Source organism: Halomonas sp. McH1-25 (genome assembly GCF_022348165.1).
GTDB lineage: Bacteria > Pseudomonadota > Gammaproteobacteria > Pseudomonadales > Halomonadaceae > Modicisalibacter.
This window is the reverse complement of sequence record NZ_JAKRFI010000003.1, coordinates 221,807-246,064: the sequence shown is the minus strand read 5'-3', so window position 1 is coordinate 246,064 and position 24,258 is coordinate 221,807. Positions and strand designations below refer to the sequence as shown.

25 protein-coding genes are annotated in these 24,258 nt (G+C 58.2%); 10 read left to right on the top strand and 15 right to left on the bottom strand.

Annotated features, from left to right (window positions below; genetic code table 11):
* The first annotated feature begins 1 nt into the window (after position 1).
* Positions 2-619 carry a TPM domain-containing protein gene (locus MHM84_RS10625; protein WP_239265842.1) on the top strand — a complete coding sequence of 206 codons (618 nt, stop codon included), beginning with the start codon at positions 2-4 and terminating at the stop codon, positions 617-619.
* 70 nt (positions 620-689) lie between these two features.
* Here MHM84_RS10625 and MHM84_RS10620 read toward each other — a convergent pair whose 3' ends face one another.
* Positions 690-2,375 carry a methyl-accepting chemotaxis protein gene (locus MHM84_RS10620; RefSeq protein ID WP_239265840.1) on the bottom strand — a complete coding sequence of 562 codons (1,686 nt, stop codon included), beginning with the start codon at positions 2,373-2,375 and terminating at the stop codon, positions 690-692.
* 356 nt (positions 2,376-2,731) lie between these two features.
* On the opposite strand from MHM84_RS10620, the gene MHM84_RS10615 reads away from it, so the two are divergent.
* The 3 genes from MHM84_RS10615 (at position 2,732) to MHM84_RS10605 (ending at position 5,191) form a co-directional block, all read left to right on the top strand.
* Positions 2,732-3,484 (top strand): phosphatase PAP2 family protein, encoded by a 753-nt coding sequence (locus MHM84_RS10615; RefSeq protein ID WP_239265838.1) that lies wholly within the window; start codon positions 2,732-2,734, stop codon positions 3,482-3,484.
* 134 nt (positions 3,485-3,618) lie between these two features.
* Positions 3,619-4,923 (top strand): D-alanyl-D-alanine carboxypeptidase, encoded by a 1,305-nt coding sequence (locus tag MHM84_RS10610; protein WP_239265835.1) that lies wholly within the window; start codon positions 3,619-3,621, stop codon positions 4,921-4,923.
* Positions 4,924-5,023: 100 nt separating this feature from the next.
* A complete protein-coding gene (locus tag MHM84_RS10605; protein ID WP_239265833.1) occupies positions 5,024-5,191 on the top strand; it encodes a DUF523 domain-containing protein in 168 nt (55 codons plus the stop codon).
* Between the two features lie 2 nt (positions 5,192-5,193).
* Here the strand turns inward: MHM84_RS10605 and MHM84_RS10600 are convergent, their stop codons facing one another.
* The 4 genes from MHM84_RS10600 to MHM84_RS10585 all read right to left on the bottom strand — a co-directional run bounded on the left by MHM84_RS10600 (position 5,194) and on the right by MHM84_RS10585 (position 8,993).
* On the bottom strand, positions 5,194-5,823 hold the full coding sequence (locus MHM84_RS10600) for a LysE family transporter (protein WP_239265831.1): 630 nt from the start codon (positions 5,821-5,823) through the stop codon (positions 5,194-5,196).
* 1,144 nt (positions 5,824-6,967) lie between these two features.
* Positions 6,968-7,561, bottom strand: coding sequence for a class I SAM-dependent methyltransferase (locus tag MHM84_RS10595; RefSeq protein WP_239265829.1), 594 nt, complete (start codon positions 7,559-7,561; stop codon positions 6,968-6,970).
* Positions 7,562-7,615: 54 nt separating this feature from the next.
* Complete coding sequence (locus tag MHM84_RS10590; protein WP_239265827.1) at positions 7,616-8,146, bottom strand: GNAT family N-acetyltransferase; 531 nt, start codon at positions 8,144-8,146, stop codon at positions 7,616-7,618.
* Between the two features lie 112 nt (positions 8,147-8,258).
* Positions 8,259-8,993, bottom strand: coding sequence for an NAD(P)H-dependent oxidoreductase (locus MHM84_RS10585; RefSeq protein WP_239265825.1), 735 nt, complete (start codon positions 8,991-8,993; stop codon positions 8,259-8,261).
* Between the two features lie 89 nt (positions 8,994-9,082).
* On the opposite strand from MHM84_RS10585, the gene MHM84_RS10580 reads away from it, so the two are divergent.
* Positions 9,083-9,940 carry a LysR family transcriptional regulator gene (locus MHM84_RS10580; protein WP_239265823.1) on the top strand — a complete coding sequence of 286 codons (858 nt, stop codon included), beginning with the start codon at positions 9,083-9,085 and terminating at the stop codon, positions 9,938-9,940.
* A gap of 21 nt (positions 9,941-9,961) precedes the next feature.
* On the opposite strand, the gene MHM84_RS10575 is transcribed toward MHM84_RS10580, so the two are convergent.
* The gene (locus tag MHM84_RS10575; protein ID WP_239265821.1) at positions 9,962-11,359 is read right to left on the bottom strand and encodes a PLP-dependent aminotransferase family protein; all 1,398 of its coding nucleotides are present in this window, start codon (positions 11,357-11,359) and stop codon (positions 9,962-9,964) included.
* A gap of 143 nt (positions 11,360-11,502) precedes the next feature.
* Here MHM84_RS10575 and MHM84_RS10570 point away from each other — a divergent pair, with 143 nt between their 5' ends.
* Both MHM84_RS10570 and MHM84_RS10565 read left to right on the top strand, forming a co-directional pair.
* Positions 11,503-12,651, top strand: a complete 1,149-nt coding sequence (locus tag MHM84_RS10570; protein WP_239265819.1) for an MFS transporter — start codon at positions 11,503-11,505, stop codon at positions 12,649-12,651.
* A gap of 94 nt (positions 12,652-12,745) precedes the next feature.
* Positions 12,746-13,585, top strand: a complete 840-nt coding sequence (locus MHM84_RS10565; protein ID WP_239265817.1) for an AraC family transcriptional regulator — start codon at positions 12,746-12,748, stop codon at positions 13,583-13,585.
* Here the strand turns inward: MHM84_RS10565 and MHM84_RS10560 are convergent.
* The 3 genes from MHM84_RS10560 to MHM84_RS10550 form a co-directional block, all read right to left on the bottom strand.
* Complete coding sequence (locus MHM84_RS10560) at positions 13,565-14,158, bottom strand: LysE family translocator (protein ID WP_239265814.1); 594 nt, start codon at positions 14,156-14,158, stop codon at positions 13,565-13,567. The genes MHM84_RS10565 and MHM84_RS10560 overlap by 21 nt on opposite strands.
* A gap of 200 nt (positions 14,159-14,358) precedes the next feature.
* The gene (locus tag MHM84_RS10555) at positions 14,359-14,736 is read right to left on the bottom strand and encodes a carboxymuconolactone decarboxylase family protein (protein WP_239265811.1); all 378 of its coding nucleotides are present in this window, start codon (positions 14,734-14,736) and stop codon (positions 14,359-14,361) included.
* Positions 14,733-15,716 (bottom strand): aldo/keto reductase, encoded by a 984-nt coding sequence (locus MHM84_RS10550; protein WP_239265808.1) that lies wholly within the window; start codon positions 15,714-15,716, stop codon positions 14,733-14,735. The genes MHM84_RS10555 and MHM84_RS10550 overlap by 4 nt, the downstream gene beginning before the upstream one ends.
* Positions 15,717-15,772: 56 nt before the next feature.
* Here MHM84_RS10550 and MHM84_RS10545 point away from each other — a divergent pair, with 56 nt between their 5' ends.
* Together MHM84_RS10545 and MHM84_RS10540 are read left to right on the top strand one after the other, a co-directional pair.
* The gene (locus tag MHM84_RS10545) at positions 15,773-16,711 is read left to right on the top strand and encodes a LysR family transcriptional regulator (RefSeq protein ID WP_239265805.1); all 939 of its coding nucleotides are present in this window, start codon (positions 15,773-15,775) and stop codon (positions 16,709-16,711) included.
* A gap of 156 nt (positions 16,712-16,867) precedes the next feature.
* Entirely contained in the window at positions 16,868-17,425 is a 558-nt protein-coding gene (locus tag MHM84_RS10540) for a nucleotidyltransferase family protein (RefSeq protein ID WP_239265803.1), read from the top strand.
* Positions 17,426-17,666: 241 nt separating this feature from the next.
* Here the strand turns inward: MHM84_RS10540 and MHM84_RS10535 are convergent, their stop codons facing one another.
* Genes MHM84_RS10535 through MHM84_RS10525 form a run of 3 tightly spaced genes read right to left on the bottom strand, consistent with a single transcriptional unit; the run spans position 17,667 to position 19,594 of the window.
* Complete coding sequence (locus MHM84_RS10535; RefSeq protein WP_239265801.1) at positions 17,667-18,302, bottom strand: LysE family translocator; 636 nt, start codon at positions 18,300-18,302, stop codon at positions 17,667-17,669.
* Between the two features lie 59 nt (positions 18,303-18,361).
* Entirely contained in the window at positions 18,362-18,994 is a 633-nt protein-coding gene (locus tag MHM84_RS10530; RefSeq protein WP_239265799.1) for an NAD(P)H-dependent oxidoreductase, read from the bottom strand.
* Positions 18,995-19,051: 57 nt separating this feature from the next.
* Positions 19,052-19,594, bottom strand: a complete 543-nt coding sequence (locus MHM84_RS10525) for a hypothetical protein (RefSeq protein WP_239265797.1) — start codon at positions 19,592-19,594, stop codon at positions 19,052-19,054.
* A gap of 129 nt (positions 19,595-19,723) precedes the next feature.
* Here MHM84_RS10525 and MHM84_RS10520 point away from each other — a divergent pair, with 129 nt between their 5' ends.
* A complete protein-coding gene (locus tag MHM84_RS10520; RefSeq protein ID WP_239265795.1) occupies positions 19,724-20,272 on the top strand; it encodes a GNAT family protein in 549 nt (182 codons plus the stop codon).
* 73 nt (positions 20,273-20,345) lie between these two features.
* Here MHM84_RS10520 and MHM84_RS10515 read toward each other — a convergent pair whose 3' ends face one another.
* The 3 genes from MHM84_RS10515 to MHM84_RS10505 all read right to left on the bottom strand — a co-directional run bounded on the left by MHM84_RS10515 (position 20,346) and on the right by MHM84_RS10505 (position 24,257).
* Positions 20,346-22,400, bottom strand: a complete 2,055-nt coding sequence (locus MHM84_RS10515) for a choline transporter (protein ID WP_239265793.1) — start codon at positions 22,398-22,400, stop codon at positions 20,346-20,348.
* Between the two features lie 353 nt (positions 22,401-22,753).
* Positions 22,754-23,434, bottom strand: coding sequence for a hypothetical protein (locus MHM84_RS10510; protein WP_239265791.1), 681 nt, complete (start codon positions 23,432-23,434; stop codon positions 22,754-22,756).
* A 118-nt stretch (positions 23,435-23,552) separates the two neighbouring features.
* Positions 23,553-24,257: a response regulator gene (locus MHM84_RS10505; protein ID WP_239265789.1), complete on the bottom strand. Its 705-nt coding sequence runs from the start codon at positions 24,255-24,257 to the stop codon at positions 23,553-23,555.
* Position 24,258 lies beyond the last annotated feature (1 nt).

The window sequence follows — 24,258 nt, the reverse complement described above, 5'->3', positions numbered from 1 at the left end:
CATGGCACTACTGAGCGAAAACGAACAGCGTCAGGTCGCCGAGGCCATTACCCGTATCGAGCGCGACACCGACGCCGAACTGGTCACGGTGCTTGCACCGCAGGCAGATAACTATTCCTATATTCCGCTATTGTGGGCAGGCATCGTTGCCCTGGTTGTGCCCGGCGCGGCCAACTATTTTCCGGGATGGCTGACGGCCCACGAACTGCTGTTGGTGCAGTGGGCTACCTTCATTGTACTGGGGCTGGTTTTCAGGATTCCGGCGGTTACGACTCATCTGATACCCAAATCGGTACGCTACTGGCGGGCCTCGAACCTGGCCCGTCGCCAGTTCCTGGAGCAGAACCTGCATCACACCGAGGCTTCAACAGGGATGCTGATCTTCGTCTCGGAGGCTGAGCGCTACGTGGAAATCCTGGTCGATCGGGGAATCTCGAGTCGGCTTGGTGATGATGCCTGGGAGGCTATCGTGACGAACTTTACACAGCAGGTGAAGCAGGGCCAGACACTGCAGGGTTTCCTGACGTGCATAGAAGCATGCGGGGAGCACCTCAAGACGCATCTGCCTGCGACTCATGAGCGAAATGAGCTTCCCAACCGGTTGGTCATTCTTCCTTAGGACGCGCCAGATAGTAGAAAGGGCGCGGAATCAACCGCGCCCTTTCGATAAAGACAAAGAGAGACGCCGTTCAGAAGGTCTGCCACTCGAGTTCTTGTGAAGCTGATGCGCTGTGTACAAGCCTTGAAGAGGGCGAGGGTTGCGCCTGACGTACGTTAGACGATTCTCTTGAGTCTGCCCTGTCGAGATGGAACACTGCCATGGTCTCCAATAGTGTTCGAGCACCGAGGCGGAGATTGTTGGCGACGGCGACGCTCTCTTCCACCAATCCCGAGTTCTGTTGTGTTACCCGGTCCATTTGCACCACAGCGACGCCGATTTGCTGAACGCCTTCGCTCTGCTCGGCACTCGCATTGCTGATTTCGCTCATGATCTGTGTCACGCGCTGAATCGCTTGGACCACGTCCTGCATGGTTCGTCCTGCTTCAGTAGCCAACAGTGTGCCTTGAGTGACACGCTCCAGGTTACCGGTAATAAGCCCATTGATCTGGCTGGCTGCATCGGCGCTGCGCTGCGCGAGCAGGCGGACCTCGCTAGCGACTACCGCAAAGCCTCGGCCGTGTTCGCCGGCGCGTGCTGCCTCTACCGATGCATTGAGTGCAAGGATATTCGTCTGGAAGGCAATCTCGTCGATCATCGAGATTATTTCGGCGATTTCGGCAGAGCGCTGGTTTAAGTCATTCATCGTTTCAACAACCTGGCTCACGGCTTCACCGCCTTGAACGGCGATTCGCGATGCATTGACCGTTTCATCACTGACCTGTCGGGCATTGTCCGCATTCTGCTTTACCGTTCCCCCGAGCTGTTCCATGGAGGATGCCGTTTCGGCCAGTGCGCTGGCTTGCTGCTCCGTACGAGAAGCAAGTTCATTGTTGCCATCGGCAATCTGTTCACTGCTGCTGGCAACAGTGTCGGCTGCAGCACGCACCTGCAATACGGTGGCTTGCAGCTGTTGCGCCATGCCGGAGAGGCTAGCCATTATGCTGCGCTGATCACCGTGGCGAAGGTGTGCCTTGGTGGCAAGCTTTCCCTGGCCAATCGCTTGAGCAAATGTCTTTACTTCGTGTGGCTCGGCTCCTAGCTCGCGGCGCAACCAACGGATCAGCAGGGTGGCCACGGTCAGGCCGATGATGGTGGCGGCCCCGCATAGCGTGAGCATGTATATCTCGAAGCTACCGGCCAGACCGCGTGCCGTTGCCGTTTCGGTCTCGTTCATGCGTTCCTGAAGATCGATGAATGCATTGATATCGTTGAGCCATTGCGTAAATGCAGGGGCGGCCTCGGTCAGCAGGAGTGTCTGGGCGCCTTCGGAATCTCCGGCCTGACGTCGTGCAATGACCTCGTCGATCAGAGGCAAGGTGCGGCTTTCGATATTATCGATCTCGCCCAGGGCTTGACGCTCTTCGGCGGTAATATCTTCTCGGGCACGAAACATGGCCTGCATTTCTGTCGCTGCCGCTCGATAATTGGCGGCGAGCTGATCGATGTCGGCAAGTATCGCATTGATCTCGTCATCGTCCCGTACCAAAGTGACGTCGCGCAGAGCGATGGCTCGATCATGGACGCTGCCTCGATAATCGATGGCATGGCGCTGCTTGACACTGTTTACGTCGTTGATCGTCGTTAGGCTGGAGTCGATGGCGTTGACCTTGACGATGCCGATGGCCATCAAGAGTGCCATTAACGCAATGATGGCCAGAAAGCCGCTCATGAGACGTGCTTTCAAGCTGATTCGCTGGGCAGATATCCAGTTCATGGTGCGTCCCGTATGGTGGTCGTTATAGTGTCGTTTTGCCAGGGCGATGAGAAATCTTGTACAAGATATGCTGTTTTTGATTTTTGTACAATTATTGTAATGATGTACAAGTATAGGAAAAAACTATTAAAGTTTTCGCACCAATGGTCGAGGCGATGAAGAAGCGGAGCCTACAACGAGTTACGCTACAACAACTCATATCGAAGCATGTCCGCTTTCAAGTTCTGGCCTACTGAAAGGAATTCTCAGGGGGCTGGGCTTAAAACGGTCGAGAAAAGGCAACGGAAACGCAACTAAAGCAGCGATAGGCAAGAGATTGCAGGTCACTGGTTGCACTGAATGGCAAGGAGTAGCACATGGGTAACGCTAGGGATAAATTTATACAGCAACCGTTCGGTTTTCTGACGTGGTTGGGGCGGCATGAATTGCCGGCGCTGCTTTGCGTTCTGATTGTCTCGGGCGGTGTTTGGGGTTTTGTAGAACTCGCCGATACCGTCATGGAAGGCGAGACGAGGAATCTCGATGAAAGGCTGTTGCTGGCCTTTCGTACTGCCACGGACCTGTCGGATCCTATCGGCCCAGGCTGGGCCGAGGAAATGGGGCGCGATTTTACTGCCTTGGGCGGTGTGGCCGTGCTTGTCATCATCTCGGCGTTTACGCTGGGCTACCTGCTGCTCTCGCGCTATTACCATGCGGCGTTGTTCATGCTGGTCTCGGTAAGCGGAGGATGGTTGATGAGTACGCTGCTCAAGATGGGCTTCGACCGCCCCCGGCCCGATCTGGTCTCGCACGGCTCGATCGTCTATACCGCCAGCTTTCCCAGTGGCCATTCGATGATGGCGGCCGTCACCTATCTGACTCTGGCTGCATTACTGATCCGCATGCAGCCGAAGCGGCGCCTGAAAGCCTATTTGTTGCTGGTCGCTGTATTGATTACGGTGCTGGTGGGGATCAGTCGCGTCTATTTGGGCGTCCATTGGCCCACCGATGTGCTGGCAGGCTGGACGGCGGGAGCGGCATGGGCCTCGCTGTGCTGGGTCGTCGCGCGCTGGTTACAGAAACGGGGAACCGTTGAGCAGCGCGTTGACGACGATAACGCTGTACAGTAGCCGCATCGCTTGCCGATAATTACGATAAAAATTGGCGTTAACTGACCCTTTGCGCAACCGAAACCTAGGGTAGGCTGACGTACAGCTAATCGCTTAATCAAGACCAATACAACTAATGTTCGCAGGGAACGATCATGGCGCCTAATCACTCTATCGCCACGTCGCGTATCCACGTGGTGTTACTTTTCTGTATGCTCGTTTCTGGCCTGTCGCTGTTTGCTTCGCAAGCGCATGCCAATCCTCGTTACGCCTCCATCGTCATCGATGCCCAGAGTGGCGAAGTGCTTTCCTACGATCACGCCGATGCTGTGCGTTATCCGGCGTCGTTGACCAAGATGATGACGCTCTACCTACTATTCGAGGCGATCGAAAGCGGGCGGCTGACGATGGAATCCCGTTTGCCGGTATCGTCGCATGCCGCCGCGCAACCGCCATCCAAGCTCTGGGTGCGTCCAGGGCAGACCATCGCTGTCAAAGAAGCGATTCCGGCATTGATCGTCAAGTCGGCGAACGACGTGGCGGCCGTCGTCGCCGAGGGGTTGGCCGGCTCCGAGTCGGCGTTCGCCGAGCGGATGACTGCCAAGGCCAGGGCATTGGGTATGAGTTCGACCACGTTCCGCAATGCCTCGGGCCTGCCGGACGACAGGCAAGTCACCACAGCGCGTGACATGGCTACGCTGTCCATGCATCTGATGCGCGATTTTCCCCAGTACTACGGCTACTTCTCGCGCACTCAGTTTGTCTATCTCGGCAAGACTTATAAAGGACACAACCGGCTGTTGGGGAACTACGCCGGTGCCGATGGCCTGAAAACCGGTTATATCCGGGCGTCGGGCTTCAACGTGGCGACTTCGGCAGTCCGTGACGGGCGTCGTATCGTCTCTGTGGTCATGGGGGGCTTTACCGCCCAGTCGCGCGATGCACATATGGCGGAACTGCTCGATCGAGGTTTCGTCAGAGCGTCCTTGCTGACCCGTGGCGACTGGATCGCCAAGACGGATGTATTCGGCGCAGGTGAGGCGGTCTCGCTAGCCACGGTAGATAGAACCGCCAAAGCCAGCATGGCAGTGGCTACGGCTCAGGCATCTGCGTCGGCGCCTGTCGAGACTGCGGTCATTGCTCAAGGCGATGCGCAGGAAGACCCGATTCGCACATTGCTGACCGGTCTGGATCAAGGAGCGAACGCTGCGGGCTGGATGGTTCAGGTCGGCGCTTTCAGTAACCGCGACGGGGCCCAGGCTCGTGCCCATCAGGCGGCGACCGCACTGTCGGGGGAGTTCAACAACACCCGGGTCTCTGTGGTGCCGGCGAACGGTGAGCGTCAGATGTATCGTGCTCGCCTGATCGATCTGGAAGAGAGCCAGGCGCACCGCTCCTGCCAGCAACTGGCGCGCCAGGGTATGGACTGTGTTGTACTGCGTGCCGGGGTGGGAGGCTGAACCTCTGCACACCGTTATTGCTCTGTCCTGATCGCCATCGCCCCGCTCATGCGGGGCGATGGCGTTTTTGCCGCGGAAACCGACACAGGACGTAGCCCACGTGGAGTTCGTGCTCAAGGAGCATAGTTCTTCGTGTGGCAGCGCCTGGATCCACGACGGCCATTTCAACGGCAAGAGCTTGGCAGGTAGTGGCGTTACCGCTGCGCTGTTACAGCGACACGGTATCCAGGTCATTTCCGAACGACAACTGGCCGATCTTCTGCTCTGAAACTAGCGGTGAGAGGCCATCAGGGAGCCGCCGGCGATCATGAATAGCCCGCCTGTCGTACGATGAAACAGCTTGGCTCTCTGTGGGCTCCGGAACCAATGGCTGATACCCGAACCGATACTGGCGTAGGTCGACATGAGCGTGATATCGACGACCAACCAGGTCAGCGCCAGGATGACGAACTGGACCAGCTGAGGCGCGTTGACATCGATGAAGTTGGGAAAGAGCGCGGCGAAGAACAGCAGGTCCTTGGGATTGCTGATGCCGACGGTAAAACCGCACCGAAAGAGCTTGGCTATCGGCATGTTGTGCTGGCTCGTTTTTTCGTTGGCCTGGGGGGAAACCATGGACGCTTCCTTCCAAGCTTTCACGCCAAGATAGATGAGGTAGGCGCCACCCAGCATTTTCAGGATATAAAATGCCGATTCCGAGGCGGCAAGAATGGCGCCGAGTCCCAGCGAGGATATTGTCATCAGCACTAGAGATGCCAGCACACCGCCAAGCACCGTCGCGGTTGCCCGGTAACGGCCGTACCTGAGTCCATGACTGGTACATAGCAGGGCTACCGGCCCCGGGAAGATAATCAATGTAAAGATAACGCCAACGTAGGCAAGCCAGGTCAAGGCGTCCAAGCGAAGCCCCTTTTTATCTTGTTCATGGTTTCGCAGCGTGGTGGTGAGTTTACGCTGCAATTACAGTGAATTACAGTGGAACAGCGGTCAGCCAAACTAGCATAACCGGAGCAGGTTTCGCTGCGTTTCAGGCTTGCGAAGTTCGGCGCGCTTTCGAGGTTCGTCCTGATTCACGCGAAGTCGACCTGCTTCGCTGCGCTCTTTTTGCCGTGGTCTTGCGACGCGTCCTGGAGGGCGCTGTGGTCTTGGCAGCAGTGTGGGCCGGCCGTTTCACGTCCGTCTTCTTTTCTGGTGACGAGGTTTTTCGCTGCTGGGGTGCAGCCGACTCATGCTCGAGCGTTCGATGTGCCGCGAAATTGAGAATCTGCATGGCACAGCCGACAACGCCGACCAATGTGAACCACTCTGCCAGGCGGTTCACATCCTCGGCGGGTCCCGGTGCCAGCTTGGCCATGCCTGGTGTTGCGGCTAGGCCAAGCCAGATACCGATACCCAAGGCCAGCAGGGCAAGAGGGAAGGCACCCTGCACGAAACGCCAAAGTGCTGGGTATGCAGTTGGCCCGGTATGGTCGATTACCCACCGCCACAGAGTGAGCGCTTTGCGACCGCTCGTGGATACTACAAACAGAAGAGTCACCCCAAGCGCGATCGATGTCCCCAGCATGAGAAGGACGAAGCCCAGTTGAACGATACGCTTGCTCCTTGCCTTTCCCGGCGGGAGGATAGAGTGGATTAACACAGTAACACTGTGCGGTTCCGTAGTGCAGCTAAAGAGGATGTTCCGGCAATTGCCGAAGTGCAGTTACGCTCATGGCAATAGGCTAATCGGGCACAAAGATACGAAAATAGAAAGGCGACGTCAGCAGTACACCACCTTTTACCTTGAGATGCTCGACCCGGAACGACTCAGGACAAGACCGGTTCCCGATGAGGTGATATACGCCGATGATAACGTGAAAAAGTTTCGCACTCTGCTTTCCCGTAAGCGTTGCAAGTTCGATACCACGGCACTCTTGCCTGACGCTGCGGGGTAAAAATTAGATTGCCAATAACATCTGCCAGCGATGCGTAATGCCAAGCTTCCTTTGTGCCTCTCACCTCGGCGTCTGACAGTTTACCCATTGCCCCGTACTGCCTAACACCGCTAGGGCTTGTCTTCAGCCTTTACGGCGAGAAGCTCGCCTTTGCCGACCGGAACGAGGCTGAGAGTGTAACCCTTGTCCGACTCGATTAGAGCAGCGAAGGGCGCCATCTCTTCTCGATGGGAAATGGCGTTATCCACGATGAGTAGCCCCCCTGGACGAAGCACCCGGCGTATCTGATTCCACCAGACTGGGTATTCAGCGCGTTCCGAGTCGAGAAAGAGCAGATCGATGGAAGTGTCTGCCGCTCGCGAGAGGGCCGCGCCCGCATCGTCATGGACTAGAGTGATGATTTCACTGAGGCCTGAACGGAAAAAGGTTTCCGACGCCAGGTTGGCTTTGTATTTCGAAGCTTCGACTGTCGTCACATGGCCACCAGTGGTGCAGGCCGCTTCCGCCAGCCAGAGCGTAGAGTAGCCATTGGAGGTACCGATCTCCAGGATATGGCGTGCTGAGGTCGCTCGAACCAGTACTGATAGAAACTCGCCCGTATCTCGGGTGATATTGAGCATGCGCTTGGACCGCTCGGAATGTGTGCTGTCATTGTCATTACCGAACTGCTCCAGTTCGGCCTTCAACGCATCGAGTGCATCCACCGTTCTTCTCCGTCCGGTTTGAAAAGGGACTTATTGCCGAGATGCAGTGGGGCGCTATCGGTAATCACCGCCTCCTGAGGATAAATAAAGGCTAAAGCGAGTCTCATAGCCATGCTGCCCCGGCAGAGCCAGCGGTTTCGAAGAGCCAGGCTCCGGTCTGAAGCCAACCCTCTTATAGAAGCGCTCGGCTCGACTATTGCCCGTTAGAACCCAAAGCCGGATCTCGGTTGCCCCTCGGCTGACCATTTCTGCTCGGGATGCCAACCAGAGTCGTTGGCCTACGCCTTTCGAAAAATAGTCCGGAAGGAGATAGAGAGCCCATAACTCATGGACAGTAGGGCTGCCTATCTCATCCCGGTACGCTCCGAAGGCTGAAAATCCAATAATCTGCTCACTGTCCTCGGCGACCAGCAGAGACGACGAAGGATTGGCCAATGCGCGAGCCCACATGTTTTGACGCTTCACTACCGATAAGCTATCCAGCAGATCATCGCTAAGCAGTCCACGGTAGGCATGCTGCCATGAAAGAACGTGCACCTGGGCAATGGCCAAAGCATCAGAGGTATCAGCGTGACGAATACGCATAGCTTGTCTTCTCAAGCGATCTATAAGCTAGTCCTCGCGAGGGCCCAGGCGCTATCCGGGCAGACTGATCATGCCGGGTCATGGCGCAGCCCCAGGCTCAACGTTTGAACGTTCAATGAGGCTGACGACACATCGATCCGTCTTCATTCCAATCTGCCCAGCCGTTGAAGCGCAGTGGTTCATCACAATCAAGCTGAGCCAGGCGCTTGGTCCAATCCTGCTTGAGCCGACCCAGATGAGCCTGAAAACCAGCCTCAGCCTGGTAGGACAATCCTCCGCCCTGGATGCCGTGGGAGAGGAAGGGCGGCAGTACCGTGAAGCCCATGTAATACAGGGAGTAGTGGATTGGCCACATCAGCCGTTCGATATTCCCGCCCCGTCCTCCTGGGCCGAAGGCGGAGGCCGGGGCGCCCGTCGTCACTGAACATATGGCACGCCGACCCAGAAAATACCCGGCGTCATAGCGACACCTCCCCGTATAAAGCCCTCCGTAGACAACGACCCGGTCAAACCAGCCTTTCAGCATGGCAGGCTGAGCATGCCACCATAGCGGAAACTGCAAAATGACCAGGTCGGCTCGTTCCAGACGTGCGATCTCTCGCGCCACCTCCGAGGGGAGTCGTTCCTGATCGCTGGCACTGCGCTGCTCTGTCAGGGCAGAGAAGTAGTCCGGTCTTTGGCGCTGAGAGTAATGAGCGGGGCCTTCCACCGGGTCGAAGCCTTCAGCATAAAGGTCGGACACTGCCACGGTATGCCCTTGCCGCTCGAGTTCTTCCTGGGCAACCGATTTTAGAGCGGCGTTGAAACTGCCGGGCTCGGGGTGGCAATACACGATCAGAACGTTCATAGCGCCTCCGCAGGCTTGTGTTGGTTTCTTCCTACGGTAGGCTCTGCATTTCCGAAGAGTAATTCCCTATTGTTGCAAGGGAACTTTACATGAATGAACAGATGGCTCAATGGGACGACCTGCGCACGGTACTGGCTATCGCGCGTGCCGGTTCACTGTCCGGTGCGGCACGCCTGCTCAAAGTAAGTCACGCAACTGTCTTCCGGCGTCTGGGTGCGATGGAAAAGCGACTGGGCGTGCGCCTGTTCGAGCGTGGCGCGAGAGGTTATGTGCCGACTCCTGCGGGGGAGGATATGACGGCGACGGCTGAGCGTATGGAAGTGGAGTGGCTGGGCGTTCAGCGCAGGCTAGCAGGGCAGGATTTCAAACCGAGCGGGACGCTGCGAGTCACCACGACGGATGCCCTTATGGCCGGTCTGTTAGCGCCCATCTTCAAGTTGTTTCAGGAAAGCTATCCCGACATCACCTTGGAAGTCGTCATATCGAACCAGCTTTTCAACCTGACCAAGCGAGAAGCGGATATCGCCATCAGGCCTACCCCGACTCCACCGGAGAATCTGGTTGGACGATGTATCGGTACCATTGAACAAGCGGTTTATGGGCCGTCGGGGCAGGGCAGCCAGCTTCCCTGGATTGGCCCTGACGAAAGGCTGGGGTATCGGTTGCTGGAAACATGGATGGCAAGCGAAGGCGTCGCTGAAGAATGCTCGTATCGCGTTGATAGTGTGATGGGCATGCTGGCCGCCGTACAGGCAGGGAGTGGGCAGGCCGTGCTTCCCTGCTATCTGGCTGACGCAGCGCCCGGGGTCGTGCAGATATCGCCAGCCCTTTCTCCTCTGGCCACGCAACTCTGGGTTCTGACCCATCCGGACCTGCGCCAAACGCTCCGGGTCAGGCTCTTTCTTGAGCTGGTGGGAAATTCGCTTAAAGAGCGTCTTGTTAGCTGAAGGCAGCTTGCTCAGGCGGAATTATGTATTCACCGGGGCATTAATAAAGTGAACAGCTCGCTTATCCTGAAGATAGGCCACGTTGATTCGCAGCCAGGGGGAATCGTCTTCCTGTGGCAGAAAGAGATGCCCCGGTGACAGGCTGATACCGGCGTGCTTTGCGTGAGCGACGAGTTGGCTGGACGATTCGATATCCGGGTGACGCACCCACAGGAACATGCCTCCAGCCGGCTCGACGAACACCTCCCAGCCTGCGCCCTTGACCAGGTTCAGGGCCGCGGCCATCTGGCCGGAGAGCCTGGTTCGCAGCCGCTCGACCAGCTTGCGGTAGCTGCCGTTCTGGAGCATCAGCGTGACGACCTGTTCGGCAAAGCGCGAGGCAGCAATGCTGGTCAGCATCTTGATGTCGACCAGTGGCTTCATCAGTCCCGGCTCGGCGGCAATGAAGCCCACGCGCAGCGAGCTGGACAGGGACTTGGAGAAGCTTCCCAGATAGATCACCCGGCGCAGGCCATCGAGGGTCGCCAATCGTATGCTGGGATCGTGCTGGAAATCCGCATAGATATCGTCTTCGACGATCCGGAAGTCGTGGGCCTCGGCGAGCTGCAGGATGCGATGGGCCACCGTGGGCACCAGTGTCGTGCCGGTGGGGTTCTGGAAGACGCTGTTGGTGAAGAACAGCTTGGGCCGGTGCGTTTTAAGCAGTTGCTCTATCTGCTCGGCATCGGGGCCTTCAGCCATGCGCGGCACGCCAATGATGTTGATCCGATGCAGTCGGAGCAGCCCGAACAGATTGTAGTACCCGGGCGACTCCACGAATACCGTGTCGCCCGGCTCGAGCATGTGCCGGACGATAAGATCCAGGGCGTGGCTGGCGCCCGCGGTGAGCAGAATCTGCTCGGCGGCGACATCGATCCCCAGCAGGCGCAGCCGCTCCCTAAGCAGCGCGCGAAGCTCGGGCGTGCCCATGGGAGAGCTGTACTCGAAGAGCCCCGCGCGGTTCTGGCGGGTCACCTGACGAATCGCATAGGCGAGGTCGTCTCCCTCGCGCCAATGGTTGGGCAGCCAGCCGCAACCGAGTTTCAATTCCTCGTCATCAGCCTGGAACAAGGCCCACATGTCACTGGTGAGTTCCTCGATGCCGGCTGTCTCGACAAGCCGTTTACCGAGTGTGTTGGATGCATTGTCTGCCACGTAAAAGCCCGAGCCCGGCCGGGAACGCACCAACCCCTGGGCCACCAGTCGCTCGTAAGCTTCGATAGTCGTATTGCGGCTGACGCCGAGGTCACTCGACAGCCGGCGAATCGAGGGAAGGCGGCTCCCGCCGCCGGCGCCATGTTTCACGATCCAGTCACGGATACCTTCGGCCACCTGGCTGGCCAGAGGCGTGCATGAGTCCGGGTCGATCTCCAGCTTCACTGCATGTTCTCCCTGGCCGGGTCCACTGTTTCGGAAAATCGAGTAACAGTGCATGGATGGGTCATGACAAGTGTACCTTACGGCGTTGCCGGTCGGATGCGAGGGTAGGCCACTTCACGTATCGCTTGGGTGGCTCGCATCGCATGAACATTCTTCGTCTCGCTTTTGCCCTATGCACGATTACCACGGCAGTGAACCTGCAGGCACCTCTTTATGCTGCCCTGGCGGCATCCGATGGGCTAGGGGTGGGAGGCAGCACGTTGGCCTTTGCCGCTTATGTCATGGGTGTACTGCCGGTGCTGCTCGCTTTCAGCGGCGTCGCCGAGCGGATTGGGCGTCGTCCGCTGATTCTGTTGGCATTGGGTCTGGCCTGGCTGGCAACGGCGCTGACATTGCTCTTTCCCGGGCTGGTCACGTTGGGAGCGGCCCGGTTCCTGATGGGAATCGGGACGGCGCTGACTTCGGCGGTCGCGCCGGCTTACATGCTCGAGCTGTACCGAGGCCGTGATACGCGAGTGCCGGCCACCTGGGTGACGGCCAGCACGTCTCTGGGATTCGGCCTCGGGGCCGCAGTCACCAGCCTGTTCGTTCTGCAGTTGCCGAGTCTGACGCCGCCGAGCCTGGGGCTCTACCTGGGGGCAGGCGGCCTGGCCATGACCCTCGTGGCCACGTTGCCGGACACGGCGCCACGCCAGCCAACCGCCGCCATGCTCCGCTTGCCGGCGTATCCTTCCGGGGCGCTTTCCTTCGGCCTGGCCATTTTGCTGGCCTGGGCGACGGTGGGCATCGTGATTGCCATACTCCCCTCGGTACTCGCCACGCATGGGCTGGCGGCATGGGCGGGCTTCGCCACGTTCGCCATCTGCAGTTGCGGTGTACTGTTCCAGCCCTGGGCTCGCAGGCTGTCATCTCAGACGTCGGTGAAGTTGGGCCTGGTCATTCTTCCGCTGGCCTACGGGCTGATCGCCTGGGGGGCGTTGCAGGGGAGCCTGATGGCCGTGCTGCTGGGCACCCTGGCCGCCAGCAGTGCCTGTTATGGCTTCGTGTACCTGGGCGGACTGAGCGGTGTCATGGCCTTGGCCGGCTCCGAGAACAATGCCAGCGCGAGTGCAGGCTTCTTCCTCATGGCCTATCTCGGCTTCAGTTTCCCGGTAGTTGTCACCGGGCTGCTCATCGACGCTTACGGGCAGGAGATCGCGCTGGCCTGTTTCGGGATTGCTCTGGTTATCGGTTCGGTGGGCGTCGGGGTGAGAATTCAACATCGTAAAGGGAAGCTGGAGGAGGCAACATAATCTAACAATGTCTTCTATGGGAGGACATGTAAGGTTGGATAGCCGTGCACGAGCTGATCAAGAAAGAGGCAAGAGAAATGGTGAAGTCTAGACCATGAACGCCGAGAGAAAGCCGCTATTTTGGCGAGATTGCCGCCTTCCTCACGTGGAGTTGCGTAAGGTCAGTGATGGACGCCAAGTCTGTTATGCGCCGCATAGCCACACCCAATGGTCGGTAGGCGCCATTACTGGGGGTGAAAGCACGTTTCAGTATCGGAACGACCATTACCAGGTACGTGCCGGTGACCTCGTGTTAATGAATCCGGAATGGGTTCATGCCTGCAATCCTATCGACGATATGCCGTGGGCTTATCTCATGCTGTATGTAGATACCGGATGGCTCACGGATTTACGGTTCCGTGCGGGTTTACTGCAGGAGGCTCAGTGGAAGGACTTTTCTACGGCTACGATATCTGACCCACTCTGGTATGAACGCTATTGTCGCATGGCTGACTGCCTTCTTGATCCACAGCGTGATCTGCTGGAAAAGCAAACGGAGGTGGCGGAATTTCTATCGGATCTGATGCACGAACTTTCCAGGCAGCCAGGGGTGGAAGAGCCGAACGCACCGGAGGCTCTGACAATGCTAGCTGCCTATTTGGATGACTACGCTGCTGAAGATACGTCGCTGGACACGCTTTGCGAAATTTCAGGGTATAGCGCAGGCCACTTGATTCGTGCTTTCAGGCAATATTTTGGTTTTACGCCCCATGCCTATCAGGTAAACCGGCGGGTACAGCTTGGGCGCCATGAGCTGAAAAATGGCACTCCGATTGCAGCAGCGGCCTTTAATGCAGGCTTTGCAGATCAGCCCCACTTCCATCGAACGTTTAAACGGCTGATGGCGGTAACGCCAAATCAATACCGGCGCTCCTCACCCGACCAGGAGATATAGACAACTGGCGCCGAGCAGGAGGGCCAAAATCCGGTTTATGGTAGCGAGTATCTTTGGTCGCTGAACATATCTGCGAAGGAATGCACCGGTGTATACCCAGCATGCCAGTGACAGCCAGCAGATGGGCAGGTAAATGGTGGCGAATAGCAGAACCTGCTGCAGGTCATTTGCGCTGGTGTATGCGCCGATGCCAGAAGCCGAGGCCAGCCAGGCCTTGGGGTTGAGCCACTGCATCAGAGCGCCGGTCCCGAACCCAGGGGCTTTGCCGGTACTGTCCTCTGGTAGTTGTCCGCTGTCCATGGCCAGCTTCAGGCTTAGGTAAAGCAGAAAGGCTACGCCTGCCCACCTCAACATTTCTTCGAATATTGGCACCACGCTCAGCAGCGAGTAAAGCCCCAACCCCACGGCAATGAACAGAGCGATGAAGCCTAGCGTGGCTCCGGTAACAAAGATCAGCCCCCGGGAAATCGGGTAGTAGGTGCCATTGCTTAGACATACAAGGTTGACCGGCCCAGGAGATATGGAAGCCGCTAATGCAAAGGCAGACATGGACAGAATCAGGGAAAGGCTCATTGACTGTATTCTCGATTGCAGGTTGCAAGCGGAGTCTGCCCTGACCGGCGGCTTTGATATTGAATAAAATTGAGGTCGGCATCCGAACCGAAGCGCTCCATGTTGTGGAGCGTCGTGGCCTAGATGCGCTATCGCGGCGATGGCTGGTGTCGGCATAGAGCATGCCCAACTGTTCTTTGCCGGTTTGAAAGATAATGCTGCTATACATCCAATACTTTTCTGGCCGCAGCGACACCATTCATGCAGGCGGGGATGCCTGCGTAGACGGCCATTTGTAGCAGGATCTCGATAATCTCGTCTCGACTCACTCCGTTGTTAAGAGCGGCACGGATATGGAATTCCAGTTGTGATGGCGCGTTGCCCATCGCAACGAGCGCCGCGACCGTCAGCATCTCGCGTGTCTTGAGGTCGATGCCGGGTCGGGACACGACATCCGTAAAGGCAAAGCCCAGCACGATCTCCAGAAAGTCATCGGACATGCTATCGAGATTCGCCGAGACCTTGTCGGGCGCCTCGCGATCCAGCCGTTCGAGAAGCGCCAATGCCTGGGTGCGGCGGGTATTGATTGAATGGGTCATGCATCGACTCCTTTCATGCCTTCGTCGGTATAGCGGGCGCCTGCCACCGTAAGGTGCGCGATATCACGGTCCAGTTGAGCAAGGTCTTCGGCGCTCAGCATGACGGAGAGTGCATCGACATTTTCCTGCAGGTAGCGCTCACGCCGGGTACCGGGAATCGGCACGATATCGCTGCCTTGAGCCAGCAGCCAGGCCAGCGCGATCTGCGCGGCAGTGCATCCCTTGCGCTCGGCAAGCTGACGAATGACATCCACGATCGAGCGATTGGTGGCCATGTTTTCGGGCGAGAAGCGTGGCAGCGATGCCCGGAAGTCACCCGCTTCGAAACACGTGTCGCTCTGGTAACTGCCGGTCAGGAAGCCACGTCCCAAGGGAGAGTAGGGGACGAAACCGATGCCTAGCTCTCTGCAGGCCGGCAACACCTCGGCTTCGACGTCGCGTGTCCATAACGAGTATTCCGTCTGCACTGCCGTGATCGGATGAATGGCATGGGCGCGGCGCAGCGTGGCCGCGCTGACCTCGCACAGGCCGATCCTGGCAATCTTGCCTTCACGGACCAGCGTGGCAAGACCCTCCATCGTCTCTTCGATCGGCTGACTGGAATCCAGGCGATGCACGTAGAAGAGGTCGATGCACTCGATGCCCAGACGCCGAAGCGAGGCCTCGCATGCCTGGCGCGCATAAGCGGGCGTATTGTCGATCTGCCGACGGTACTCACCGGGTCGCCGCACGATGCCGAACTTGGTGGCGATCCTGATACTGCCACCGTGCGAAGCGAGAAAACGACCGATCAGTTCCTCGTTGTGGTGAGGGCCGTACATGTCGGCGGTATCGAAGAAATCGATGCCCAGTTCCACGGCACGCTCGAGGACGCGTAGCGATGCGTCATCATCCCGGGAACCATAGAATTCGCTCATGCCCATGCAGCCGAGTCCCAGGGCCGAGACTTCGAGATCGTGGCCTAACTTGCGTCGTTGCATGTCGTCTCTCCTTGTAAAGAACGGAAGGAGTATGGTTTTCTGACTTCATGAAAACTATGCGCAAAAATAGAAATCAGTCTTCCGATAATGGAAATCCGCTCGCCTCGGGGCTGAACTGGGACGATGCTCGTATATTCCTGGCGATTGCCCGTGCCGGCACCCTGAGTGCGGCAGCCAACATGCTGGGCCTAGGTATTGCGACGGTGTCACGGCGCCTCGAGCGCCTGGAGGCGGCGCTGGGAGTCGCACTGTTCAGCCGTCATCAGAGCGGCTATCAAGTGACCGATGAAGGTGCCGCGCTCATCGCCAAGGCCGAAGCGCTGGAACAGGCGGGACAGTCCTTTGGGGCGGCTGCGGAGGGCCTGGGGCAGGTAACGGGATGCGTTCGACTCGCCACCGCCGAGAATTTGGCGAATCCGCTGATCATTCCTTCGTTGGGTGCGCTGTTCGCTAGGCATCCCGAACTACGCATCGAGATTCTCACGGGCATTCAGACGGTCAACCTGCATCGTCGAGATGCCGATCTGGCGATTCGCATGGTCAGGCCGGAACAGGGTAATGTCACCCTCCGACGCTTGGGTGTGCTGGGCTTTGGGCTATATGGCTCATCCGAATATATCCTACAGCGTCAATCCTGGTCTGATGTGGCTAAGTTCGATAAAGACGACTTTATCGGCTGGACGGAGCTGAATCAGCGTTTCCCCGCGGCGCAATGGCTGGATCGTGCCCTGGGCGGGGGTGCCTGCCGGATCACGACCAGCACCCTGGCCAGCCAGATCGCCGCGGCCAGCGCAGGGTTAGGGCTGGCCGTCCTGCCACATTTCCTGGCCCGAGAGGCCGGCCTGGTTTGTGTCGACGCCGAGCTCGGCGTCGACCAGCCCATCTGGCTGGTCATTCACTCGGATCTGGCACATTCCCGGCGAGTCCGGGTGGTCGCCGATCATCTAGCTGAGCTGTTTCTGGCACATGGTCCGGCGTTGCGAGGGGAGCCGTAAGCCCGATATCGATTGCCGACAGCCTCCGTATCGGCGTGCCGTTTTAAGCTTAATGTGTGCGCCTTTTCCTGCAGCGGTGATATTTGCGTGAAATAGCATCTAACGGTGCCTAGGCGACACCCGGCGCAACGAACCTCCCAAAAGATAGGACGGCGCATGACGACCCCGATAGAGGAAACGTTAATCGCTTGGATCGAGGCGGACCCAGAAAGGAAAGACGCACTAAGGGTAGCAAGCCAGCTTCAGCTCAACGACTGGTGCCTGGCAGCGGGGTTTGTGCGGAATCTCGTTTGGGACCGGCTGCACGGTTATTCAGAGCCCACGCCTTTGGATGACATCGATCTCATCTACTTCGACTCGACAGACATCACCGAGAGGCGAGATAGGTTACTCGAATCGCGACTTCATGGGATGCTGGCACGGCGCTGGTCAGTTAAAAATCAGGCTCGAATGCATGCACAAAATGGCGATGCTCCTTACCACTCCATGGCCGATGCAATGACGTACTGGGTTGAGCTGGAAACAGCGGTAGGCGTACGTTTAATAGGCGAGGAGACTGGTGTTTTGGAAATAATCGCTCCGTTGGGGCTTGAGTCGTTGTTCAATCTGAACGTGACAATGAACCCCAAGCGGAAGAAGCCAGAAGCCTTCGCTGATCGGGTTCAAGGTAAGGGATGGAAGAAGAAATGGCCAAATCTAGTCATTGAAAAATGACAGTAAACGTCATGAGTATTTACCGCCTACTAAAAAAGCCAATGTGATGGCATGATCCAATGCGGCTGACGCCAAGGTGGGGAGCCGGCAACCCCTACAGGTTACTCTACAGCCGTTTATCCGGGGTGAAGTCGATTTCTTTGGCACCTTTGATCTCGCCTCGTAGTCCGTGTAATCGCCGATTGTCTAGCCGAGCTGTTCCTGGCACATGGTCCGGCGCTGCGAGGGGGAATCTAGGCAGTCAGCGTTCGCTTACTGCCAGGCGTATGCCCAACGCAACGAGTACCGCCCCCAGGCTTCTCTCCATCCATAAGCCGATATGCCGATGTTGCTTGATGACATTGGCGAGTTTTGCCCCCAAGTAGATTATCGGCGGCTCGGCCAGCGCAGCTACGGCAATGATCAGGCAGCCGTGTAGAAATAGCTGTGCGCTGATTGGGCCGGCACCGTCGACTATAAATTGAGGCAAAAACGCCAGGAAGAAAATGGCGACCTTGGGGTTTAGCGCAGCTACCAGCAGTCCCTGACGAAAGGTGGCCCATAAGCCAGTTTCACGGATGCCTCCTTCCAGAGGAAAGGCACCCTCTTTAGTGCGCAATGCCTGAATGCCAAGCCAGATCAAGTAAGCGGCCCCTAGCCATTTGACCATCGAAAATGCAATGGCCGAGGTAGCCAAGACCGCCGACAGGCCGAGCGCAGCCAGCAGGACATGCAGAAAAGCACCGCCCCAAATGCCGAACATGGCCGCCATACCGTTCTTCACGCCTCCTCGTGCCGCCTGGCCGAGAATGTAAGCCATGTCCGGACCGGGGGAGAGATTGAGCAACACGGCCGCCGAGAAGAATGCGATCCAATGCGCAAGTGTGTAATCGAACATAGTGCGTTCCTGTACATGTTGCCGGAGCGAGAGCCAGCCGTGACCAGCTAGCCCATCGCTCAGGGCGAAAGCCGATATTTTTCGTTGGGCCAACGCACCTTCTTGAGCGAGGCCATGCGGTCATTCTCGGTATCCCGATAGCCTAGTGCCATGACAACGACACTGCGCAGGCCTTTCTGCTCGAGGCCGAGCACGTCATCCAGGGCTTGCGCATCGAACCCTTCCATCGGCGTCGCGTCGACCCGTTCGGTCGCTGCCGCGACCAGTGCCGTGCCGAGAGCGATGTAGGCCTGCTTGGCCGCCCACTGCAGGCGAGCCTCTTGCGTCGGGTGCTTGGCGATGGCGGCCTTGATCGCGTCTCGATACCCATCGAGAGACGCCAAGGGCAGTCCGCGCTCGTCGGCGACGTGGGCGATGAAGTCGTCGACTTGTCCATCATGGATCGCGTTCCAGGTGGCAAAGACCAGTAGGTGCGAACCCTCGGTCACCTGGGGTTGGGGCACTGCCACTTCCCGGATTTTCTCCCGCAGGGCAGGATCCGCGACGACCATGATCGAGTAGGGTTGCAGGCCGAACGAGGAGGGTGCCAGGCGGGCCGCTTCCAGAATCACGTCGAGCTTCTCTTCGGGAACGGGCTGTCCGTTCATCCGTTTCGTGGCGTAGCGCCAGTGAAGTGCGTCGAGAACCGTCATGCGATAAACCTCCATGAATGACATCGTAATGCTGGGATGGATCGAGAGCGCGTTGCGTCAGGTTGCCTGCTTTTGCGCTTCGCGATGAAAGAGCACCATGCCGAGACCGATCAGCACGACAGCCCAGCCAAGATGGCTCGGCAATGCTTCGCCCAGCCCGAGGAGGGCGATGAATGTGCCGATCAAGGCCGCAACGATACCGATCTGGCTGAAATAGACCGGCCCGGCCAGCTTCTGCAACAGAAAATAGAAAACATACAGTACCGTAAAAATGCCGGTTTCCACGATGAGCAACCAGATTATTGCAGGGGAAGTGAGCAAGTCGGCGGCTTGATCCGACTCGAAGGCGAGCACGAACGGCAGCAACGTTACCGCGCCGCCCAACATCATCGAGGCGGCGAGAAAGATCGGGGCGGCACTGGTGGGCCAGCGCAGGGTGCGGTAAAGGTTGCCTGTCGCTATGACGATCGGCATTGCCAGCACTATGATCGTCCACTCCCAGCTATTTCCCGTTTCACTGGCCTTGCCCAAGGCGAGTAACACGCCACCGGACAGGCCCAGCAGTATGCCTGTCAGACGAGTCAGACGTACGGGTTCCAACTTCAGGCGCTGGCGGGACTTTCTCCCGGGAGGAGCAGGAAACTCTTGATCGCCTGCTGGGTAAGCTGATTGCTGGATTCGACTCGCGGAGCTGAAATTTTTACGGGCATGTAAAAGCGAGGAGGCGACATGTTCTATCGACGCATTAGTGAGGATCTACAGGTTGCTCTGACCTTGCCACAGCATGCCGAAGCGCTGTTTGACTTGACCGACCGAAACCGGACTTACCTGAAGGCATGGCTGCCTTGGCTGGATGCCACGAAGAGTGCCAGCGATACCAAGCGGTTCATCGAGTCGAACCTGGAAAGCTTCGCTAAAGGCACCGCGCTCAACGAAGTGCTGCTTTACCAAGGCAGCATCGCCGGTGTACTCGGTTTCAACGAGATCGATACGTTCAACGGCATTGGCCAGGTCGGTTATTGGCTGGGCGAAGCATATACAAGGCGTGGCCTGATGACGGTCGCCGTAGCGGACTTGATCCAGCTGGGATTTCAGGATCTCCGGCTTCAGCGCGTGGAAATCCGCTGTGCCACGGAAAACTGGCGAAGCCGGGCCATTCCCGAGCGGCTTGGTTTCCAGCATGAAGGCACGCTGCGCAACGTGGAGCGGGTCGGCCAGAGACTCCACTCGCATGCCGTGTATGGCCTGTTGCGCTCGGAGTTTCAGGCTAAAGACTGACCGGCCGACGGTGTTTCCCGGCGGCCGGTCAGAGAGATGCGTGAATGCCCACCGCAGGCGGTGGGCATTGGCGTCAGGCCGGGGGCTGGTAGGTATCGTCCGGCATTTGCGTGTTGCCCGGGGCTTCCCGATTCATGTGCAGGAAATTCAGGTGACGCTCGTACTGGTCGAGAATGTCTTCGATCACCTGCTCCTTGCTATAGCCCATCAGATCGTAACCCTGGCTCCCTTCCTGCAGGTATACCTCGAGACGGAAGTAGTCGGCATTCGCCTTCTGGGCACGGATCGCGAACGACGGCGTCGAGAACCGGCGCGTCCAGAGCTGATAGGTGAAGTCCTGCTCGTCGGCGAGAGGAACATTGAGCGTCAGATGCTCGTTATCGCCGGTTTCCTCATGGATGCTGGCTTCTACACCCTGCTGGGAGAGGGCCTGGCAGACTTCCTCCATCGCCGGTTTGGCCACGTCGTTCATGAACCGACGCGTCTGGCGGTGGTTCGGGAAGCTCATGGCGCGTGACAGCCGCTGAGTCCAGCTCCTATGCCCACGTTCGACTGTGACGGAGCGGCTCGACAGGCTACCGGCCAGGCTGGCGCGATGACTGTCCTCCTTGATGCCCTCGACCTTGAGCGCCTTGATCAGGCCTGCCATGACGAAGAACAGCACGATGGAGAAGGGCAGACCGGTGATCACCACGGCACTTTGTAGCGCAGACAGCCCGCCTGCCATCAACAATGCCAATGTCAGCACGCCGATCACCGAAGCCCACAGGATGCGCATCCAGATCGGTGCATCGCGGTTGACGTCCTTCAGGATCGAGGTGAAGTTCGACAGGACCAGGGCGCCGGAGTCGCCCGACGTCACGAAGAACACTATGGCCAGAATGGTCACCACCAGTGTGGTCAGCCCGGTCCACGGCAAGTTCTCCAGGAACAGATAAATGGAGGATTCCGGCGTGTTCATGGCCATCTCGCCGAACTCGGAAGCGCCCTGCATCACCATGTCGATGGCACTGTTACCCATGATCGACATCCACGCCATCATGAACACCAAAGGCAATATCAATGTACCGGCAACGAACTCACGAATGGTGCGTCCACGCGAGATGCGTGCCAGGAACAGGCCGACGAAGGGGCCCCAGGCAATCCACCAGGCCCAGAAGAAGATCGTCCAGCCGTTGAGCCAGTCGGTGGGGGGATCGAAGGCATAGGTGTTCATCGACAGGTCGATGAAGTTGGAAAAATAGTCGCCGACGTTCATCACCAGCGCATTGAGCAGGAACAGCGTCTTGCCGGTGAACAGTACGAACAGCAGCAGCAGCAGGGCAAGCAGCATGTTGAATTCGGACAGGCGACGGATGCCTTTCTCGACGCCGGTCACTGCAGACACGGTGGCGAAGAACACGATCATGATGACCAGTGCCGCCTGGATCATGGTGTTCTCGGGGATCTCGAACATATAGTTGAGACCGAAGTTCAACTGGATGACGCCAATGCCCAAACTGGTGGCGATACCGAACACGGTTCCCAGCACGGCGGCTATATCCACGGCATGGCCAATGGAGCCTTCGATGCGCTTGCCGAAGATCGGGTAGAGCGCCGAGCGAATGGTCAAGGGTAGATTGTGCCGATAGCTGAAGAACGCCAGCGACATGCCGATCAGCGTATAGATCCCCCAGCCCGACAGCCCCCAATGCAGGAAGGTCAGCTCCATGGCATGGCGAGCCGCAGCCACGGTACTCGGCTCGCCGGTAGGCGGCGCCAGGAACTGGGTCACCGGCTCGGCAATGCAAAAGAACAGCAGGTCGATGCCGATGCCGGCAGAGAACAGCATCGCGGCCCAGGAAACCATGTTGAAGTCGGGAGTGGAGTGGTCCGGGCCCAGCTTGATCTTGCCGAAGCGGGACAGTCCGATGCCAATCACGAAAACCAGATAGGTGACGATGGCAACGAAGTAGTACCAGCCGAAGGTGTTCGAGATCCAGCCCAGCACGGCGTAGATCACCTGGCTGGCCGACTCGGTAAAGAACATGGTCCACAACGCAAACACCAAAATCCCGATTACGGATCCGTAGAACACGACGGGATTGAGGCGATCGTTATGGACCTCATCATTGGATTGCGAAGGCATAGAAGTCCCCGTTTGTTGGTGAGCACAACAGTGTCATCAGCGTTACGGTACGGCGTCCTGTCAGTTCCTTTCCTTCTAGCAGCTTTTGCTGACGGCCGCCCGATGGGCAGTGCCAAGTGGGTGGCCATGAGGAAAAGCTGATCCGAAGAGAACTCCGGAGCGGCGATCGATATACCCTCGGAGGGAGCCTGGCGATGACGACTGAGCGAAACGATAATTTGTTTTTGATTGAACGTTCAATAAAAATACGTCATTCGAGGCAAAACCTCAACTCCTGCTCTGCTTGAAGAGGCAAAACATAAAAAAGCCCATCCGAAGATGGGCGAAAGGGTGAGCGGAAACGAATATGTGGATCAGGCTTCACCGGGGCCAGGCTGGTGGCGCGGCCCAGGCATCAACTGTTCGAGGACCGCCATTTGCGCGTCGCTCAGGACGTCACTCACGGCGTGGTGATGTTTCTCGCGGAGGGCCTGGAAGGCCTCGCGCTTGGCCTGGCGATCATCGAACGATTGATCGCGAAGTGCCTTGGCTTCGGTAATGAACTGCTCGCGAGCATCGTCCAGCTCGGCACGCTGGGCGTCGCTCAGTTCCCAACTGGTGTAGAGAGCATCGATCAGGTCGCCCATGCGCTGTTGAGGCTTATCAGGCCGGTGATCGCGATGCTCCATCGGCTTGCCATGGCCAAACTTTGGGCCACGGTCATGATCTGGACCGGGGCGCTGCATGGCATGCAGGGCTTTCAATTGCTCTTCATCGAGAATCTCGGCCAGGCGCTGCTCATGCTGTTCGCGCAGGGCCTGGCGCTGATTGCGGTACTCCTGCCGGGCCTGTTCAATGGCGTCGCGCTGGCTGTCGTCCAGATTCCAACTATCGAACAGGGCTTCCACACGGTCATGCGGTCCGAAGGGCTGGGCCAGGTGGGGCTCTGCTTTTGATGCAGGCGGAGCGTCACCGGGCGCAGCGCTGGCCAGGCTGATGGCACCGGCGGAAAGCAGCGCGGCCAGCAGCAGCGCGGAAGAGGTCGGTCGTTTCATGACAGTGTCTCCTTGAAGTGGACACTGTCAGTGTCGGTGGAGCTCGTGCAGGAAAGGTGAAGCGAATCGACAGACTTTGCGTATCGGCGTGCACATTACTTGCACGCTGACCGACGTCTCACTCTTCGGGTTGGTACTTGTACCCCACGCCATACACCGAGCGAATTATTTCCCGCTCGGGCCAGACATCGGCAATCTTGCGGCGCAATTTCTTGATATGGCTATCTACGGTGCGTTCGGAAACGATCCGGTGATCCCGATACATATGATCCATCAGCTGATCGCGGGAAAAGATGCGTCCCGGCGAGGCCATCATCACCTTGAGCAACTGGAATTCGACGGCGGTCAGCTCGATGTCCCGTCCGTCGGCCAGGGCACGCCAGCCATCGTGATCGAGAACCAACCGACTGCGTGACCCGCTTTGCTGGGTTTCCTGTTCGGGACCGTGAGCACGACGCAACACGGCCTTGACCCTTGCGACGACCTCACGCGGGCTGAACGGCTTGCAGATGTAGTCGTCGGCGCCGAGTTCCAAGCCGAGCAAACGGTCCACCTCCTCGACGCGGGCGGTCAGCATGATCACCGACACATTGGGCCATTGCTGACGAATCTGGCGACACAGACTCAACCCATCGGTTCCCGGCAGCATCAGGTCCAGCAGTACCAACGCCGGTTGCGTGCCCTCGGGCCGGTCCTGCAGCCATGGGATGACATCATCTCCATGGGCGAGGTGATGCGGTGTATAGCCGCTGCCGGACAGATAGTCGGCGATCAGTCGGGCGATCTTGGGCTCGTCCTCGACGATCAGGATATGCTCGCTCACT